This is a genomic window from Streptomyces sp. NBC_00690, assembly GCF_036226685.1.
Classification (GTDB): domain Bacteria; phylum Actinomycetota; class Actinomycetes; order Streptomycetales; family Streptomycetaceae; genus Streptomyces.
This window is the reverse complement of sequence record NZ_CP109009.1, coordinates 4,755,394-4,770,224: the sequence shown is the minus strand read 5'-3', so window position 1 is coordinate 4,770,224 and position 14,831 is coordinate 4,755,394. Positions and strand designations below refer to the sequence as shown.

Here is a 14,831-nt window from a genome sequence, read left to right as displayed (position 1 = left end):
TTCCGCCGCGTCCGCCCCAAGGACTACCTGGGGTTCCTTACGGACGACAGGTCAGCCACGGAATTCTTCCGCATGGTCCTTCGCCCACTCGTCGAAGCTCCGCGGCGGGTGCCCGGTGACCCTCTCCACGGTGTCCACGACGGTGCGTCCGACGGCCGGGGTGTCGCGGTAGACCATGAGCAGGAAATCGATCACCTCATCCGGCTGCCCGGCCGCTCGCCACTGGGCCAGCGCCTCGTCCTCGGTCAGTTCGACGAGACGGATCGGCTTCCCGCGGGCGGCGGCGAGCGCCCGTGTCTTGTCCTCGACGGTCAGCGCCTGCGGGCCGGTGACGACGTACTCCCCACCGGCGTGGCCGTCCTCGCTGAGGGCGACGGCGGCGACCGCGCCGATGTCGGACTCGTGGACCATGGCGCTGAGCCGGTTCACGAACGGCTCGCGCACCTCGTCGTCCGTGCGGATGGAGTCGGCCCAGGACAGTGCGTTCGACATGAACTCCACCGGCATGACGACGGTCCACACGAAGTGGCTCTCGCGCACGGCGGTCTCCAGCGGTGTGGGTCCGCCGCCGTGGAGGACGGTGATGCGGCGCACCCCGGCGGCGCGGGCGAGCTCCAGGATCTGCGGACCGCTCTCCAGGTCCGCGAAGTAGGGTCCGCCGAAGGTGATCAGATGCAGACCCGTCACTCCCGCGAGGGCAGGGGCGAGGGACGCGGGATCGGTGAGGTCTCCTTGGACGACATCGACTCCGGCGGGGAACGCGGCGGTTTCGGGGTTGCGGGTCAGGGCGCGGACCAAGTGGCCGCGGTTCAACAGCTGCTGCACGATCTGAGAGCCGACGGTTCCGGTCGCCCCGGTCACTAGGTAGGTCATGGGAAGAAGGTAGGAAGGCTTGCGGTCAGCTTCCGTCCTCGATTCCCCGACCCGTTGATGTGGTCCGGGTACCGGTTCAAAAAGCCAGTTGGGCGATCTCCTCGGCGACCACCGCACAGGCGTCCGCCGCGGGGTCGATCACCGGGAAGTGCCCGACCTCCTCCAGCAACGTCAGTCCCACCGTCTCCCCCGCCTTGGCCGCCGCCGCGACGAAGGACTCGGCGAGCTCGTGGGGCACGGTGAGGTCGTCCCGTCCCTGCACCACAGCGGTGGCGATCCCGGTGGGCAGGAGCGCGGCGGGGTCGCTCTGGGCCGTGCGTGCCGTGAACTCGTCGCTGTCACCGAGGAGTTCCGCCACGGCTCCACCGCACACATCGAGCTCCACGGCGCGGGCGAAGTCGACGATCGGCGCCAGTGCCACCACCCCGCGCAGCGGTGGTGGGGCGGGCAGTCGCCAGGGGGACCCGATGGGCAACACATGCCGGGCAGCGGCCCAGAGCGCCAACTGACCTCCCGCGGAGTGGCCCGTGAGCACCGTGCGCCGGACATCGGCCTGCGGCAGTGCGGTGCGGACCAGTTCGGGCAGGGCGTCCAGCACTGCGGCGATGTCGTCGAAGGTCTCCGGCCATCGGCCCGCGACCGGGCCCTGCCCGCCCTGCTGTGGCAGGTTCCGCCCGCGTCGGTACTCCACATTGGCGACCGCGAGTCCACGACGGGCCAGGAAGTCGGCGAACGGGGTCAGGTATTGCCGGTCGTAGCGGGCCCGCCACGCCCCGCCGTGCAGCACGACGACCAACGGCACACTGTGCTGTCCGCCGCGGGGAGCGTAGAAATCGACCACCTGGTCGGGGTGTTCGCCGTACGCGATGGACACGTCCGGGGCCACGGCGGGATGCGAGAAGGCAGACTCGGTCTCGGCGGTGTCACGGGCGACGGGGTCCGGCATTGTGCTTCCAACCTTCCGAAGCTGTCTCGGAATTGACCGCGGACCCAACCGGGTCACCGCGGAAATGTGCTGACCAGCGGGGACGCTATCAGTCCCCGCTGGTCAGGTTGGCCAGGCGGATCAAGCAGTGGGATCCTCGGCGACCTCCGCCAACACCCGGGCGAGTGTGGATGCGGCTCGTTCGACGTCCGCGAAGCCCGTGTACAGCGGAGTGAAACCGAACCGCAGCACATCCGGCCGCCGCAGGTCTCCGACCACACCGCGCTCGATGAGCCGTTCCATCACCACCGGAGCCTTCGCACACCGCAACGCCAACTGGCTTCCACGCTCGGAGTGCGCCAGCGGGGTCACCAGGGAGACCGGCGAGTCCGGGCCGCTGACACCGCCCTCCACATGGGATTCGGCGCACTCCAGGAAGAAGTCGGTCAGGGCCAGGCTCTTCGCCCGTACGGAATCGATCGAGACCCCGTCCCACACCTCAAGCGCCGCTTCCAGTGCCAGCAGCGAGAGGATCGCGGGCGTACCGACCCTGCCCCGGGCCACCCCGTCCGCTGGGGTGTGTTCGGGTGCCATCGCAAAGGGGTCCACATGGGAGTGCCACCCGGGCAGCGGGCTGTCGAAGGCCCGCTGGTGGCGCTCGGCGACATAGAGGTACGCCGGTGAACCGGGACCTCCGTTCAGGTACTTGTAGGTGCAGCCGACGGCGAGGTCCACCCCGTGGGCGTCCAGGCCCACCGGCAGGGCTCCCGCACTGTGACACAGGTCCCACACGGCGAGCGCGCCGACGCTCTGGATCGCGGCGGTCAGCGACGGCAGATCGTGCAGGCGGCCGGTGCGGAAGTCGACGTGGTTGAGCAGCACCACCGCCGTCGCCGGACCCAGTGCGGACGCCAGTTCACCGGGATCGACGGCGACGATCCTGCATCCGGTCAGCCGCGCCGCGGAGGCGGCGAGATAGCCGTCGGTGGGAAAGGTGGTGGCGTCGACGACGATCTCGGTGCGTCCCGGATTCAGCCGGGCGCCCGCCACCACCGCCTTGAACACATTCACACTGGTGGAGTCGCCCACGACCACGCGGCCGGGGCCCGCGCCGACCAAGGGGGCGATCCGGTCGCCCACCCGCTGCGGCGCGTCCCACCAGCCGCTCTCCGCCCAGGAGCGGATGCGCAGTTCACCCCATTGGCGTTGGACGACATCGGCGACCCGAGCGGGCACGTGCACGGGCAGTGCGCCCAGTGAGTTGCCGTCCAGATAGACGTCCTCGTCACGATCGCCGAGTTGGAACAGGGCGCGCCGCGAGCGCAGTTCATCGGCCGCGTCCAGCGCGGCGGCCTTCTTCTTCAGGGCCTCAGACATGGCTGCGCGCCGTCCACAGCTCGGGGAATACGTTCTTGCGGGCCCGCTTCTCCAGCCAGGCGACCCCGGCCGAGCCTCCGGTGCCCGTCTTCGAACCCATCGCCCTGCGGGTGGCCACCAGATGGTCGTTGCGCCAACGCCACACCAGTTCGCCCACGTCGGTCAGCGCCTCACCGAGACGTACCGCCTCGGCATGGCCGTCCGGATCGGCGTAGATGCCCGCCCACACTGCTTCCACCTCGGTGGACGGCTCGTGCTTGAGGGCCGGATCCCGCTCCAGGACCGCGCTCGGCACGGCGAAGCCGCGGCGGGCGAGGAACCGGAGCGCCTCGTCGTACAGGCTGGGCTGCTGGAGGGCCTTCTCCAACTCCGCGTGGACGCGCGGCGCACCACGGTGGGGCACCAGCATCGACGCCGACTTGTCACCGAGGAGGAACTCCATCCGCCGGTACATGGCCGACTGGAAACCCGAGCCCTCGCCGAGGGAATCGCGGTAGGAGTTGAACTGGGCGGGGGTCAGCTGGCCCAACGGCTTCCAGGAGGAGTTCAGCGCCTCCAGTTCGCGCACGGAGCGCTTGAGCGCGTCTATGGCGGCCGGCACCCGGTCCTCGCTCAGGGCGCGGGAAGCCGTCTCCCACTCGTGCACGATGACGGTGAACCACAACTCCATCACCTGCGTGGTGACCAGGAAGACCATCTCTCCCGGGTCGTCGGAGAGGGTGTGCTGTAGATGGGTGAGGACATCCGCCTGGACGTAGTCCTCGTACGGAGTGGTGCCCGCGAAATCCAGATGCGGGGCAGCGTCATGTGACATCGCTGTCTCCTAGACGTCCGGGTAGCGGTCCGCGCCCCTTCCTGTTGGTGTGGGAGCCCCGGTCCCCAATCGCATCATAAGCCGCGGCCCGCACCCCGTGATCGTTCCGGGGGCGCGGGCCGTGTCACATCTCCCGCAGCGGGCGCGGGCGCGGGGGCTCAGCCGAGGGTGTCGGCAGCGGTCTGCGAGGAGTCCCGCAGGAAGGTGGAGCAGCGCTCGTACTCCTCCTGCTCACCGATCGTTCCGGCTGCCCTGGCCAGGGCGTGCAGGGCCCGCAGGAAACCGCGGTTCGGCTCGTGCTCCCACGGCACCGGGCCGTGTCCCTTCCAACCGCTGCGGCGCAGTGAATCCAATCCGCGGTGGTAGCCCGTACGGGCGTACGCGTAGGACTCGACGACGCTGCCACGCTCGAACGCGTCGTCGGCGAGCCGCGCCCAGGCCAGGGAAGAGGTCGGGTACTTCGCGGCCACCTCGGCCGGGGAGGTGCCGGAGGCGAGCAGCTCGCGCGGCTCGGGGTCGTCGGGGAGGTGGGTCGGGGGTGGGCCCCCGAGGAGGTTTTCATGGATGCCCATGCCCCCAGTGTCCCAGGCGGCGCCGAAGTCCACGGCGGCCCCCACCCCGATCACCGGAACGGGGGGACGACCGGTCCGACGGCACCAGGGACCGGAGGGCCGTGGTGCTCACCCCCGCTGGAGCCCCGGGGGCGCCTCAGCGGCCCGGGGCTCCAGCGGGGGTGCGCCTACTCCGCAGTTCACCCGGCATTCCGGGCGCACCTCGGTGCCGTCCGGGGTCGGCGCGGGCCGTCTGACCATCACCACGGCGATGAGCGCCCCGAGCACCAGCACCCCCGCGCACATCGGCATCGCCTTGTTGAACGTCTCCCCGAACTCATCCGCCGAGCGGTACGCCTCCGGCCCCATGCCCGCGAGCAGGGGCAGCGCCGCCACCGCCAGCAGACCGGCGGCCCGGGCCGCGGCGTTGTTGACACCACTGGCGATCCCCGCCCGGGCGGTGTCCACCGACGAGAGGACGGTCGCGGTCAGCGGGGCGACCAGCGTCACCATGCCCAGGCCCATCACGACCAGTGCGGGCAGTACGTCGGCGAGGTACGAGGCGTCCTGCCCGACCCGCAGCATGAGCAGCATTCCCGCGGCGCACAGCAGCGGGCCCACCGTCAGTGGGATCCGCGGCCCGATGCGTTCGGCGAGCGCACCCGACTTCGCCGAGAACAACAGCATCAGGACCGTCGTCGGCAGCAGTGCCAGCCCGGCGCCTAGTGCCGAGTACCCGACCACCACCTGCAACTGGAGCGCCACCAGGAAGAAGAAGCCGCCGAACCCGGCGTACACGCAGAGCGTCACCAGGTTGACCGATGTGAACAGCCGCGACTGGAAGATCGACAGGGGCAGCATCGGGTCGGGTCGCCTTCGCTCCACCGCAACGAACACCACGGCGACGATCACTCCGGCGAGCCCCGCCACCCACTGCGGTGCGATGAGCCCGTACGTCACCAGGCCCAACGCCAACGCGCCGAGCACCGCTCCCAACACATCGAAGTGGGTGTCGTGCGCCGCCGGGTCACGGGATTCGGGCACGTGCCGCAGGGCAACGGGTACGCAGATCGCCGCCAGCGGCACATTGATCAGGAACACCCATCGCCAGCCGGGTCCGTCCACGAGCCAGCCGCCGACGAACGGCCCGATCGCCGCACCGACACCGCCGAGCCCCGACCACAACCCCACGGCGCGCGAGCGGTCATCCGGGTGAAAGCTCGCCTGGATCAGGGCGAGGGACCCGGGGGTGAGCAGCGCCCCGCCGATGCCCTGGAGGGCCCGCGACAGCACCAGCATCTCGCCGCTCTGGGCGACTCCGCACAGCAGTGACCCCAGGGCGAACCAGATCACTCCGATGACGAACACCCTCCGGCGCCCGTAGCGGTCGCCGAGGGCGCCACCGAGCAGGATGAGCCCGGCGAGCGCGAGCATGTAGGCGTTGATGGTCCATTGGAGGACCGCCATGTCCGCGTTCAGGTCCTCGCCGATGCGCGGGAGCGCCACATTGACGACGGTCGAGTCCAGCAGGGCCATGCTGGAGCCGAGAACGGTCGTGAGGATCACCCAACGGCCCTTGGGGGTGGACAGCCTGATGTCTCCCGGACGGTCATCCATACGCGGATCATCGCAGCGGGGGGCACGGGCGACTACCGGGAGCGCCCGGGACCCGTGGCGGCCCGACGAGGCCGTACAGGTCTCTGGAGGCGCCGGGGCCGCTGACCTCGATGTCGGTCCAGACGCGCCCCTGCATACCCGTCTGGACGCGCTCTGCATGGCTACCCGGACGCGATCTTCGTAGCTGCCCGGACATAACGAACCCGGTGCCTCCGCGAGGGAGCACCGGGTCGTCAGCAAGCCCTTCGCCGCCCGGGGCGACGGTCAGGCCGAGGTCACTTCAGCCGGGTACCGGTGGAGCGCAGGGCGACGCACGCCTCGGAAACGCGGGTGGCCATGCCGGCCTCCGCGAGCTTGCCCCAGGTCCGCGGGTCGTAGGTCTTCTTGTTGCCGACCTCGCCGTCGACCTTCAGCACACCGTCGTAGTTGGTGAACATGTGCGCGGCGACCGGACGCGTGAAGGCGTACTGGGTGTCGGTGTCGAGGTTCATCTTCACGACGCCGTTCTCCAGCGCGGTAGCGATCTCCTCGGCGGTGGAGCCGGAGCCGCCGTGGAAGACGAAGTCGAACGGCTGGCTGCCCTGGGCCTTGCCGTACTTCTCGCTGACGCCGGCCTGGAGGTCCTTCAGCAGCTCGGGACGGAGGACGACGTTGCCCGGCTTGTAGACGCCGTGGACGTTGCCGAAGGAGGCGGCGAGCAGGTAGCGGCCCTTCTCGCCCAGTCCGAGCGCCTCGGCGGTGCGCAGCGCGTCGTCGACGGTGGTGTAGAGCTCGTCGTTGATCTCGTGCGTGACGCCGTCCTCTTCACCACCGGTCGGGGTGATCTCCACTTCGAGGATGATCCGGGCGGCGGCGGCCTGGGCCAGCAGCTCCTGGCCGATGGCGAGGTTGTCGGCGAGGGTCTCGGCGGAACCGTCCCACATGTGGGACTGGAACAGCGGGTTCTCACCCTTGGCGACGCGCTCGGCCGATACGGCGAGCAGCGGACGGACGAAGCCGTCGAGCTTGTCCTTGGGGCAGTGGTCGGTGTGGAGCGCGATCGTCACGTCGTACTTCGCGGCGACGATGTGCGCGAACTCGGCGAGCGCGACCGCTCCGGTGACCATGTCCTTGCTGTGCTGGCCGCCCAGGAACTCGGCACCGCCGGTGGAGATCTGGATGATGCCGTCGCTCTCGGCCTCCGCGAAGCCGCGCAGTGCGGCGTGGAGCGTCTGGGAGGAGGTCACGTTGATGGCCGGGTAGGCGAACTTGCCTGCCTTCGCCCGGTCGAGCATCTCGTTGTAGACCTCGGGGGTTGCGATGGGCATCTGTCCGCTCCTTGTATGTGCGGGTTGGCGATATGGGCCCTGACCTTGGGGCGACGTCATCGTCAGCCCCTATCTTTCCAGACTCCCCACGGGACTCCCGCACAGCGGGTGCCCGCCCAATCGAGACGATCTTGCGGTTTCCGCCAAAAGAGCAAGATCCTATGCATTTCCGCAGCTCAGATGTGGTCCGCAGCGGATGTGCCGGGGTGGCTGGATCGGGCCCCTCACCTTGGACGCAGCCTGGATGCGGCATCGGTGCGGCCAGAATGCAGCCCGGATACAGCCCCCGACACAGCCCGAGTACGGCGCGGATGGAGTCGGATGCGGCCCGGCATGCGGCCGGAGGAAGTCCAGGCCGCACCCTGAGCTCGGCAGTTCGGATCCGCCGGCTCAGGGGCCCCATCAGTCAGCCCGACGGATCAACCCACGAGCTCAGCCCTGACAGCTCGGACCCGTCAACTCAGATCCGTCAGCTCAGATCCGTCAGCTCAGACCGAGTTCCGCGAGGGAGTACGCGTAGAGGTAGGGCACGCCCGCCGTCTCGCTGATCTTCTCGCCGGCGCCGGTCGCCCGGTCGACGATCGTCGCCACGGCCACCACCTCGCCACCGGCCTCCCGGACGGCCTCCACGGCGGTGAGCGGCGAACCACCGGTGGTCGAGGTGTCCTCGACCACCAGACAGCGCCGGCCCTTGATGTCGGGGCCCTCGACCCTGCGCTGCATGCCGTGCGCCTTGGCCGCCTTGCGGACGACGAAGGCGTCCATGTGCCGGCCGCGGGCAGCGCCGGCGTGCAGCATCGACGTGGCCACCGGGTCGGCGCCCAGGGTGAGTCCGCCGACACAGTCGAAGTCCAGTTCGGCGGTCAGATCGGCCATGACCTGTCCCACCAGCGGCGCGGCCGTGCCGTCGAGCGTGATCCGACGAAGGTCCACGTAGTAATCGGCCTCAAGACCCGAGGAGAGGGTCACTCGGCCGTGCACCACGGCCTTGTCCTTGATCTGCTGGAGCAGCTCAGCGCGTACGTCAGTCATGCCCATGAGCTTAAGCGGCCGACAGCCGACGCCAGCGCCAGGTGGTGGAGAGCTCCAGGGGGTCGATCTGGGTGACGAGGCGCGGTGCGGTGTTCAGCCCGTTGGGCGGCCCTGACTGCGGTTCCACACAGACGGCCTCGCGCTGCTCGTCGTAGACCACGACCCACTCGGCGCGGCTGGTGACCGCCAACTCCAGCTGTCCCGGCCACGTCACGGTCGCCGATACGCCGTCGGGCATGCCGAAGCAGTCGTCCCGGGGACCGGGCAGCGGGTCGATGCGGCGCCCGGTCGGCAGATGGTCGGGGCCGCGCTCCTCCTGCCATGCGGGCGTGAAGTCGATTCGGGCGTCGAGGCCGCCGTCGCCGAGATTGCGCAGGAACCACGGATGCCAGCCGACCTGAGCGGGGAACGAGCTCTCGTACGCCTCGACGCCCAAGGTGAGGGTGAGGGAATCGGCGGTCAACTCGACGAGCTGGGTGACCCGCCCGGGATAGGGCCAGGGGGAGCCGAGTTCATAGGTGAAGGCGGCTTGGTCCTTCTCTGCCCGGGCGGTGCGCCACGCAGTATCCCGACCGGTGCCGTGGATGGCGTGGGGCGGGGAGTTGAGCGGCAGCTGATGGACGTCCCCGCCATTGCGGAACCGTCCTTCGGCGACCCGTCCGCACCAGGGCACCATCGGGAAGCAGCCGTACTGGTCGCCTTGGCGCAGTAGTTCGGTGCCGCCGACGCTCAGACTGGCGATACGGCAGCCGTTGTGGGGGTGCACGGTCAATTCGACGTCTCCGGCGGCCAGCCGGACGCTCTCTTCGCTGCTCACCCTTCGACCCTACTGGCGCCGCTGCCGGGGCACCCGGCGACCGTCCCCGGTGGACGGATCGCCGTCACGCACCGCCCGTCATGTGGCGTGCGTCGCTCGCGGCGCGACTACCGACGACGGCGCAGTGCCCTGCTGACGACGACCGCCGATGCGACGGCCAGTGCGGCAGCGGGCGCGATCCAGCGCAGCGGCAGGCCCGAAGCGCTCCCGTCGGGTGCCGGGACGGGCGCGTACCGACCGCGTGGCGGGGCGTGGTCCACCTCTTCGGCGCTACGGCCGATCATGGTGCGCCGCGCATGGGCGGCTTCGGCCGGGGGCTCCTCGGGAATCGCGGTGAAGTCCTTGAGTTCTTCGAGGGCCAGCCCTTCGAGATCGACGAACTCGACCTCGGCCCCGGCGGACGTCCCAGCCGATGTCTCAGCCGATGCCTCGCTGGCCGAGTCTGCGGAGTCAGCCGAGTCAGCGGAGTCAGGGGAATGCGATGCCCCGTCCTCGGCCTTCGCGTCCCCCTCATCGGGATTCTCGGCCTCCGGGTCGGTGGCCTTCGGACCGGCTGCCTTCGCGTCGGCCGGCTCGTCGCCCACGATCCCCAACCGCTCGGCGTCCTCACGACTCACCGGGCCCGGCCCCTCGGACCCCCGGTCCTCGATGCCGGTTGTCTGCGCGGCTTGCTGGTCCGGTGTGCCGGGTGCCTGGCCCGCGAGCCGTTCGGCGAAGCGGTCAAGGAGGCGGTGTGCGGATTGGTGCGCCGCATCGTCCGGTAGCTCCGCCAACCGGCCCTCGGCCTCGACGGAGCCGCTGAAATGGAGGGCGGTCCCCCCTTCGGCCTCGGACAGGCCGATCGTGAGGGTCGTGCGGGCGGAGCCCGTGCCCCGGACCTCGGTGCCGCTCGCCTCCACCACGAAGTCGCCTCCGCGTTCGGTGATGCGCAGGGTGCCCCGGTAGGTGATCGAGTGGTTGGCGACCCGCACTTTGAGCCGGCCGGAGATCACACCGTCGCCGGCCTCGGGTTCCGCCGTGGAGCCGGCGGCGTCCTGTTGGAGCCCGTGGACGCAGCGGGCGATGCGCGCCGGGTCCCTCAGCAGTTGCCTGACGGTCTCCACCGCAGCCGGAACGAACACCTCATGGTCCATGGGCCCGAGCGTACCCAGGGGTGCCCACCACGTCTGCGTTTCAGTCTCCGTAGCGCGGGTGGACGAGGGTCGAGGGGGCGAGTCCCGCCAAGCGGGTGCGTTGCGCGTACCCGGAGTCGGCGAGGAGTCCGTCCGGGGTGAGCGAGCGCAGCGGGGGCGCTTCGGGGGCGAGCCGCAACGGCGGTGTGCGTCCGGGTGCTGCGAGCAGGAAGCCCCAGTCGTGGGGGGCGGACGCGGTGTCGTGGGCCCGGTCGGGGCCGGCGGCGAAGCCGGAGCGCCGCCCGGTGGCCCGGTAGGCACGTGTGCCGTATCCGGCGGCCCGCAGGGTCGCCTCGACGGTCCAGTACGTACGCGGCCGGGACACGAGCGGTCCGGCGTGGACGACGATCCGTCCACCTGGGGCGATCACCGGTGCGGCGAGCCCGTAGAACTCCTGCGAGTAGAACTTGGTGCTCTGGGTGATGCCGGGGTCGGGCAGGTCCACGATCACCAGGTCGTACGTGCCGTGCGGGGCGCGCAGCCAGTCGAAGGGGTCCGCGTGCACCACGCGTATCCGGGGGTCGCGGTAGGCGTGTCGGTTCAGCTCGGCGAGCGCCGGATCGGTACGGGCGAGACGCACGACGGCGGGGTCGAGTTCCACGATGGTCACCGCTTGGACGTCGCGGTAGCGCAGCACCTCGCGGGCGGCGAGCCCGTTGCCGCCGCCGAGGATGAGCACCCGACCGCGCGGGCCGGAGGCGGCGGGGTGGACCAATCCCTCGTGGTAGCGGTACTCGTCGCGCCCGCTGACACGGAGCCGGCCGTCCAGGAAGAGTTCCAGGGAGGTGGAACGGCTTCCGGTGAGGACGACTTCCTGCACTCCGGTGTGGACGGCGACCCGCACCCGGTCCCCGTAGACCGCGGTCCGCGCGGCCTCCTCGAAGTCGTCGACGAGAACGGTCGCGGTGCCGAGGAGGCAGAGCACGACGAGGTTGGCGACGAGCAGCCAGCCGCGGGAGCGGGGGGTGAGCTCGCGGCGGAAGAGCCAGAGCACCAGCGCACCGCCGGCGAGTGCGTTGACCGCTCCGGTCAGCAGTCCGGCGGTGAGTTGGCCGAGCCAGGGCAGCAGCAGGAAGGGGAAGGCGAGCCCGCCGACGAGGGCGCCCACGTAGTCGGCGGCGAAGAGGTCGGCCACGGTGCCTTCCGCGTCCCGTCTGGAGATGCGTTGGATCAGGGACATCAGCAAGGGGATCTCTGCGCCGATGAGGACGCCGATGGCGAGCGAGAAGCCCACGAGTACGGAACGGGCCTCGCCGATCCATGCGAAGGACGCGTAGAGCACCAGTGCGGAACAGCCACCGACCAGGGCGAGGGCCAGTTCCAGCACTCCGAAGCCGACGGCCGCACGGCAGCGCAGCCTCTTGGCGAGGAGTGACCCGATGCCCATGGCGAAGACCATCAATGACAGGACCACGGAGGCTTGGGTGACCGAGTCGCCGATCAGATAGGAGGCGAGGGCGACCAGTTCGAGTTCGTAGACGAGCCCGCAGGCGGCGCACACGAAGACGGTCAGCAGGACGAGATTGCGCCCTGCCGACGGCCGCACCGGCAGCCGCACCGAGCCCTGGGGTGGTGACAGCTGCTGGGGCGGGTCGACCATGCAGTAACGCTATGTCACGTCAAGTGCGCATCTTGTCACCCACACGTGTGCATCTCGCGGGTACCGCGGCGGTGGCTCACCGCCCCACGGCCTCCGGTACCCGTTCGGCGCGGGAACCTCGCGGAACCGCACCGACCCGCGTACGAGTGACCACGAGCCGCCCTTCCTGCGGATACGCATGCCAGGTGCGCCAACGCACCTGGCCTTCCCGGTGCTGGGCCATCATCGCGGTGAAGGCGTGAGGGGAGCCGGGGAAGGTCCCGGCGAGGGAGTTGGGATGGTCGGCGACGAGGGCCAGCAACTCCTGGGCCCGGCCGGCGAAGGACCCACGCGAGAGCGTCTCGACGCGGGCGGCGAACTCGTACTCCCAGTCGCCGAGTCTCTTCGCCACGCCCAGCGGGAGCGGTGTGCTGCTGCCGGGCATGCAGGCAACGGTCTCCGAACAGCTGCCCTGTTCCTCCTCCAAGAGCACCTGGTGGGAGGCTCCGAGGAGTCTGAGTTGGAGTTTCGCCCCGGAGAGTTCCAGGTCGAGGACGGCTAGGGCAGGGAGCGGCTCCCGACCGAGCGCCCAGGCGAGGTCGTCGGCACGGGTGTCGGTATAGGCGGTACTGAGGGTCGTGAGCATGGGTCGGCTCCGCAAACACGCTTCGGCGGTGGACACGTGGACCTGGGCGCCCCTGAGCGGAAGTACAAGAAGGTGGGGGACCGCCTGCTCGGGCCCAGAAAAACCGGTCCGAGGGCTGGATGGTTCCAACAGGTTCCGTCAGCGAGGGAATCACGAAGTACGCGTCGCTCACAGTGTTTTTACCCAACTTGAAGTGGTTTCCATCCCCTAGGGGGCCTTACGGTTCAACTGTTCAACAAAGCACCCTGGTAAAAACCGTTGAAATCGGTGCGGGATGGCCAGGAAGCCTGTGAAACAGCGAGAATCCTAGGAAATCGCCAGGAAAAGAGGCGCCTGGCGAAGAGGTGCTCCGCCAGGCGCCCCGAGGGTCGCGGATCGTCCGCTGACCTGGTCACTCGATGGCGAACCTGCTGCCCCGTGTCAGCAGCCTCCGCCACCGCCCCCGCAACCGCCGCCCCCTCCCCCGCAGGACGAGCCGCCCGACGAACCGGACGAGCCACCGCCGCAGGACGAGCCACCCGACGAACCGGACGACCCTCCGCCGCAGGACGAGCCACCGGTCCACGACGAACCCCCGTCGCTCACCCACCAACCCCCCGAACTGCTCCCGCCCGCAGTGCTGCCCGCGGACGCACCGCGATACCGACGGGCCTTGACCTTCCGCGTCCTGAACACGATCGCCATCACTGCCAGCACGACGACCGGGAACAGGGCTCCCGCCACCACCAAGAGGAACGCAGTCATCGCTCCACCCTCCGTCACCTCCGAGAATCCCCGGAGTCCCCCGAAGCAGGCCCCCCTGCCCTTCGCTCGCGCTCCGGGCCCGGCCGCTTCCTGTGTGAAGTCACAATCCCCATGGCCCAAGGACGTCAAAGCAGACTTGAGCAACTCCAGAGCTTCCGCAGAGGATGGCGACCATGGATCCATCAGCGCCCGGAGCGCGACCGCTGCTCAACCGTCGGTTGACGGAGTTCGGCACGACGATCTTCGCGGAGATGTCGGCGCTGGCTGCCCGAACCGGTTCGATCAACCTCGGCCAGGGCTTCCCCGACACCGACGGCCCCGACTCGGTGCGGGAGGCCGCGGTGCGCGCCCTGCGCGACGGCCGGGGCAACCAGTACCCGCCCGGCCCCGGCGTCCCCGAACTGCGCGAGGCGATCACACAGCACCAGCAACGCTTCCATGGCATCGCCCTGGACCCCGACACGGATGTGCTGGTGACCGCGGGCGCGACCGAGGCGATCGCGGCTTCGCTGCTCGCGCTGGTGGAACCGGGCGACGAAGTCATCGCGCTGGAGCCGTACTACGACTCGTACGCGGCGTGCATCGCACTGGCCGGAGGCCAGCGGGTCCCGGTGACACTGCACCCGCGGGACGGCTCGTACCACCTCGATCTCGATGAACTCAGGGACGCGGTCACCCCCCGCACCCGGCTCCTCCTGTTGAACACACCGCACAACCCCACGGGCACGGTGCTCACCCGCGAGGAGCTCACCGCCATCGCCGAACTCGCCGTCGAGCGCGATCTGCTGGTGATCACGGACGAGGTGTACGAGCACCTGGTCTTCGACGGCGAACACATCCCGCTCGCCGGTCTGCCGGGGATGCGGGAGCGGACCGTGACGATCAGTTCGGCGGGCAAGACGTTCTCCTTCACCGGGTGGAAGGTCGGTTGGCTGACGGGGACCCCGGAACTGGTGACGGCGGTCCGGTCGGCGAAGCAGTTCCTGACGTATGTGTCGGCGGGCCCGTTCCAGTACGCCGTGGCCGAGGCGCTGCACCTGCCGGACAGCTACTTCCAAGAGTTGCGCGACGATCTGCGGGCCAAGCGGGATCTGCTCAGCGCCGGGCTGGCCGACGTCGGTTTCACCGTCTACCGCCCGGCGGGAACCTACTTCGTCACCACCGACATCCGGCCCCTGGGTGAGGAAGACGGCTTTGCGTTCTGCCGCTCGCTCCCCGAGCGCTGCCAGGTCGTGGCCATTCCCAACGCGGTCTTCTACGACCACCGCACCGAGGGAGCGCCCTTCGTCAGGTTCGCCTTCTGCAAGCGGCAGGACGTCCTGGAGGAGGCGGTGGCCCGGCTGAAGCGGCTGGCCTGACGGACGGGCCTGCTCGACG

Annotated in this window: 13 protein-coding genes; 1 reads left to right on the top strand and 12 read right to left on the bottom strand. The window is 69.9% G+C overall.

The genetic code is table 11. From position 1 onward, the window contains the following. Positions 1 to 51: 51 nt before the first annotated feature. The 12 genes from OID54_RS20850 to OID54_RS20795 all read right to left on the bottom strand — a co-directional run bounded on the left by OID54_RS20850 (position 52) and on the right by OID54_RS20795 (position 12,710). Positions 52 to 873: an NmrA family NAD(P)-binding protein gene (locus tag OID54_RS20850; RefSeq protein ID WP_329021597.1), complete on the bottom strand. Its 822-nt coding sequence runs from the start codon at positions 871 to 873 to the stop codon at positions 52 to 54. A gap of 76 nt (positions 874 to 949) precedes the next feature. After that, positions 950 to 1,819 carry an alpha/beta hydrolase family protein gene (locus tag OID54_RS20845; RefSeq protein ID WP_329021596.1) on the bottom strand — a complete coding sequence of 290 codons (870 nt, stop codon included), beginning with the start codon at positions 1,817 to 1,819 and terminating at the stop codon, positions 950 to 952. A 120-nt stretch (positions 1,820 to 1,939) separates the two neighbouring features. Next, positions 1,940 to 3,175 carry a kynureninase gene (gene kynU / locus OID54_RS20840; protein ID WP_329021595.1) on the bottom strand — a complete coding sequence of 412 codons (1,236 nt, stop codon included), beginning with the start codon at positions 3,173 to 3,175 and terminating at the stop codon, positions 1,940 to 1,942. Next, a complete protein-coding gene (locus OID54_RS20835) occupies positions 3,168 to 3,989 on the bottom strand; it encodes a tryptophan 2,3-dioxygenase family protein (RefSeq protein ID WP_329021594.1) in 822 nt (273 codons plus the stop codon). The genes kynU and OID54_RS20835 overlap by 8 nt, the downstream gene beginning before the upstream one ends. Before the next feature lie 158 nt (positions 3,990 to 4,147). Next, positions 4,148 to 4,561, bottom strand: a complete 414-nt coding sequence (locus OID54_RS20830; RefSeq protein ID WP_329021593.1) for a DUF3151 domain-containing protein — start codon at positions 4,559 to 4,561, stop codon at positions 4,148 to 4,150. Positions 4,562 to 4,669: 108 nt separating this feature from the next. Next, positions 4,670 to 6,157 (bottom strand): MFS transporter, encoded by a 1,488-nt coding sequence (locus OID54_RS20825; RefSeq protein WP_329021592.1) that lies wholly within the window; start codon positions 6,155 to 6,157, stop codon positions 4,670 to 4,672. A 275-nt stretch (positions 6,158 to 6,432) separates the two neighbouring features. After that, positions 6,433 to 7,464 (bottom strand): class II fructose-bisphosphate aldolase, encoded by a 1,032-nt coding sequence (gene fbaA / locus OID54_RS20820; RefSeq protein ID WP_329021591.1) that lies wholly within the window; start codon positions 7,462 to 7,464, stop codon positions 6,433 to 6,435. Positions 7,465 to 7,947: 483 nt separating this feature from the next. Beyond that, a complete protein-coding gene (gene pyrE, locus OID54_RS20815; protein WP_329021590.1) occupies positions 7,948 to 8,496 on the bottom strand; it encodes an orotate phosphoribosyltransferase in 549 nt (182 codons plus the stop codon). 10 nt (positions 8,497 to 8,506) lie between these two features. Further along, complete coding sequence (locus tag OID54_RS20810; protein WP_329021589.1) at positions 8,507 to 9,313, bottom strand: aldose epimerase family protein; 807 nt, start codon at positions 9,311 to 9,313, stop codon at positions 8,507 to 8,509. Between the two features lie 107 nt (positions 9,314 to 9,420). Then, positions 9,421 to 10,446 carry an SRPBCC domain-containing protein gene (locus tag OID54_RS20805; protein ID WP_329021588.1) on the bottom strand — a complete coding sequence of 342 codons (1,026 nt, stop codon included), beginning with the start codon at positions 10,444 to 10,446 and terminating at the stop codon, positions 9,421 to 9,423. Between the two features lie 40 nt (positions 10,447 to 10,486). Next, positions 10,487 to 12,085, bottom strand: coding sequence for a polyamine aminopropyltransferase (locus OID54_RS20800; RefSeq protein ID WP_329021587.1), 1,599 nt, complete (start codon positions 12,083 to 12,085; stop codon positions 10,487 to 10,489). A 76-nt stretch (positions 12,086 to 12,161) separates the two neighbouring features. After that, entirely contained in the window at positions 12,162 to 12,710 is a 549-nt protein-coding gene (locus OID54_RS20795) for a DUF2617 family protein (protein ID WP_329021586.1), read from the bottom strand. A gap of 908 nt (positions 12,711 to 13,618) precedes the next feature. Between OID54_RS20795 and OID54_RS20790 the strand changes: the two genes are divergently transcribed. Beyond that, entirely contained in the window at positions 13,619 to 14,812 is a 1,194-nt protein-coding gene (locus OID54_RS20790) for a pyridoxal phosphate-dependent aminotransferase (RefSeq protein ID WP_443055650.1), read from the top strand. The last annotated feature ends 19 nt before the right edge of the window (positions 14,813 to 14,831 follow it).

Excerpts from the sequence above, each read along its gene's own strand:
- OID54_RS20825 (WP_329021592.1), bottom strand. The coding sequence starts at position 6,157 with ATGGATGACCGTCCGGGAGACATCAGGCTGTCCACCCCCAAGGGCCGT.
- fbaA (WP_329021591.1), bottom strand. The coding sequence starts at position 7,464 with ATGCCCATCGCAACCCCCGAGGTCTACAACGAGATGCTCGACCGGGCG.
- OID54_RS20835 (WP_329021594.1), bottom strand. The coding sequence starts at position 3,989 with ATGTCACATGACGCTGCCCCGCATCTGGATTTCGCGGGCACCACTCCG.
- OID54_RS20795 (WP_329021586.1), bottom strand. The coding sequence starts at position 12,710 with ATGCTCACGACCCTCAGTACCGCCTATACCGACACCCGTGCCGACGAC.
- OID54_RS20790 (WP_443055650.1), top strand. The coding sequence starts at position 13,619 with ATGGCGACCATGGATCCATCAGCGCCCGGAGCGCGACCGCTGCTCAAC.
- OID54_RS20805 (WP_329021588.1), bottom strand. The coding sequence starts at position 10,446 with ATGGACCATGAGGTGTTCGTTCCGGCTGCGGTGGAGACCGTCAGGCAA.
- kynU (WP_329021595.1), bottom strand. The coding sequence starts at position 3,175 with ATGTCTGAGGCCCTGAAGAAGAAGGCCGCCGCGCTGGACGCGGCCGAT.
- OID54_RS20800 (WP_329021587.1), bottom strand. The coding sequence starts at position 12,085 with ATGGTCGACCCGCCCCAGCAGCTGTCACCACCCCAGGGCTCGGTGCGG.
- pyrE (WP_329021590.1), bottom strand. The coding sequence starts at position 8,496 with ATGACTGACGTACGCGCTGAGCTGCTCCAGCAGATCAAGGACAAGGCC.
- OID54_RS20850 (WP_329021597.1), bottom strand. The coding sequence starts at position 873 with ATGACCTACCTAGTGACCGGGGCGACCGGAACCGTCGGCTCTCAGATC.
- OID54_RS20830 (WP_329021593.1), bottom strand. The coding sequence starts at position 4,561 with ATGGGCATCCATGAAAACCTCCTCGGGGGCCCACCCCCGACCCACCTC.
- OID54_RS20845 (WP_329021596.1), bottom strand. The coding sequence starts at position 1,819 with ATGCCGGACCCCGTCGCCCGTGACACCGCCGAGACCGAGTCTGCCTTC.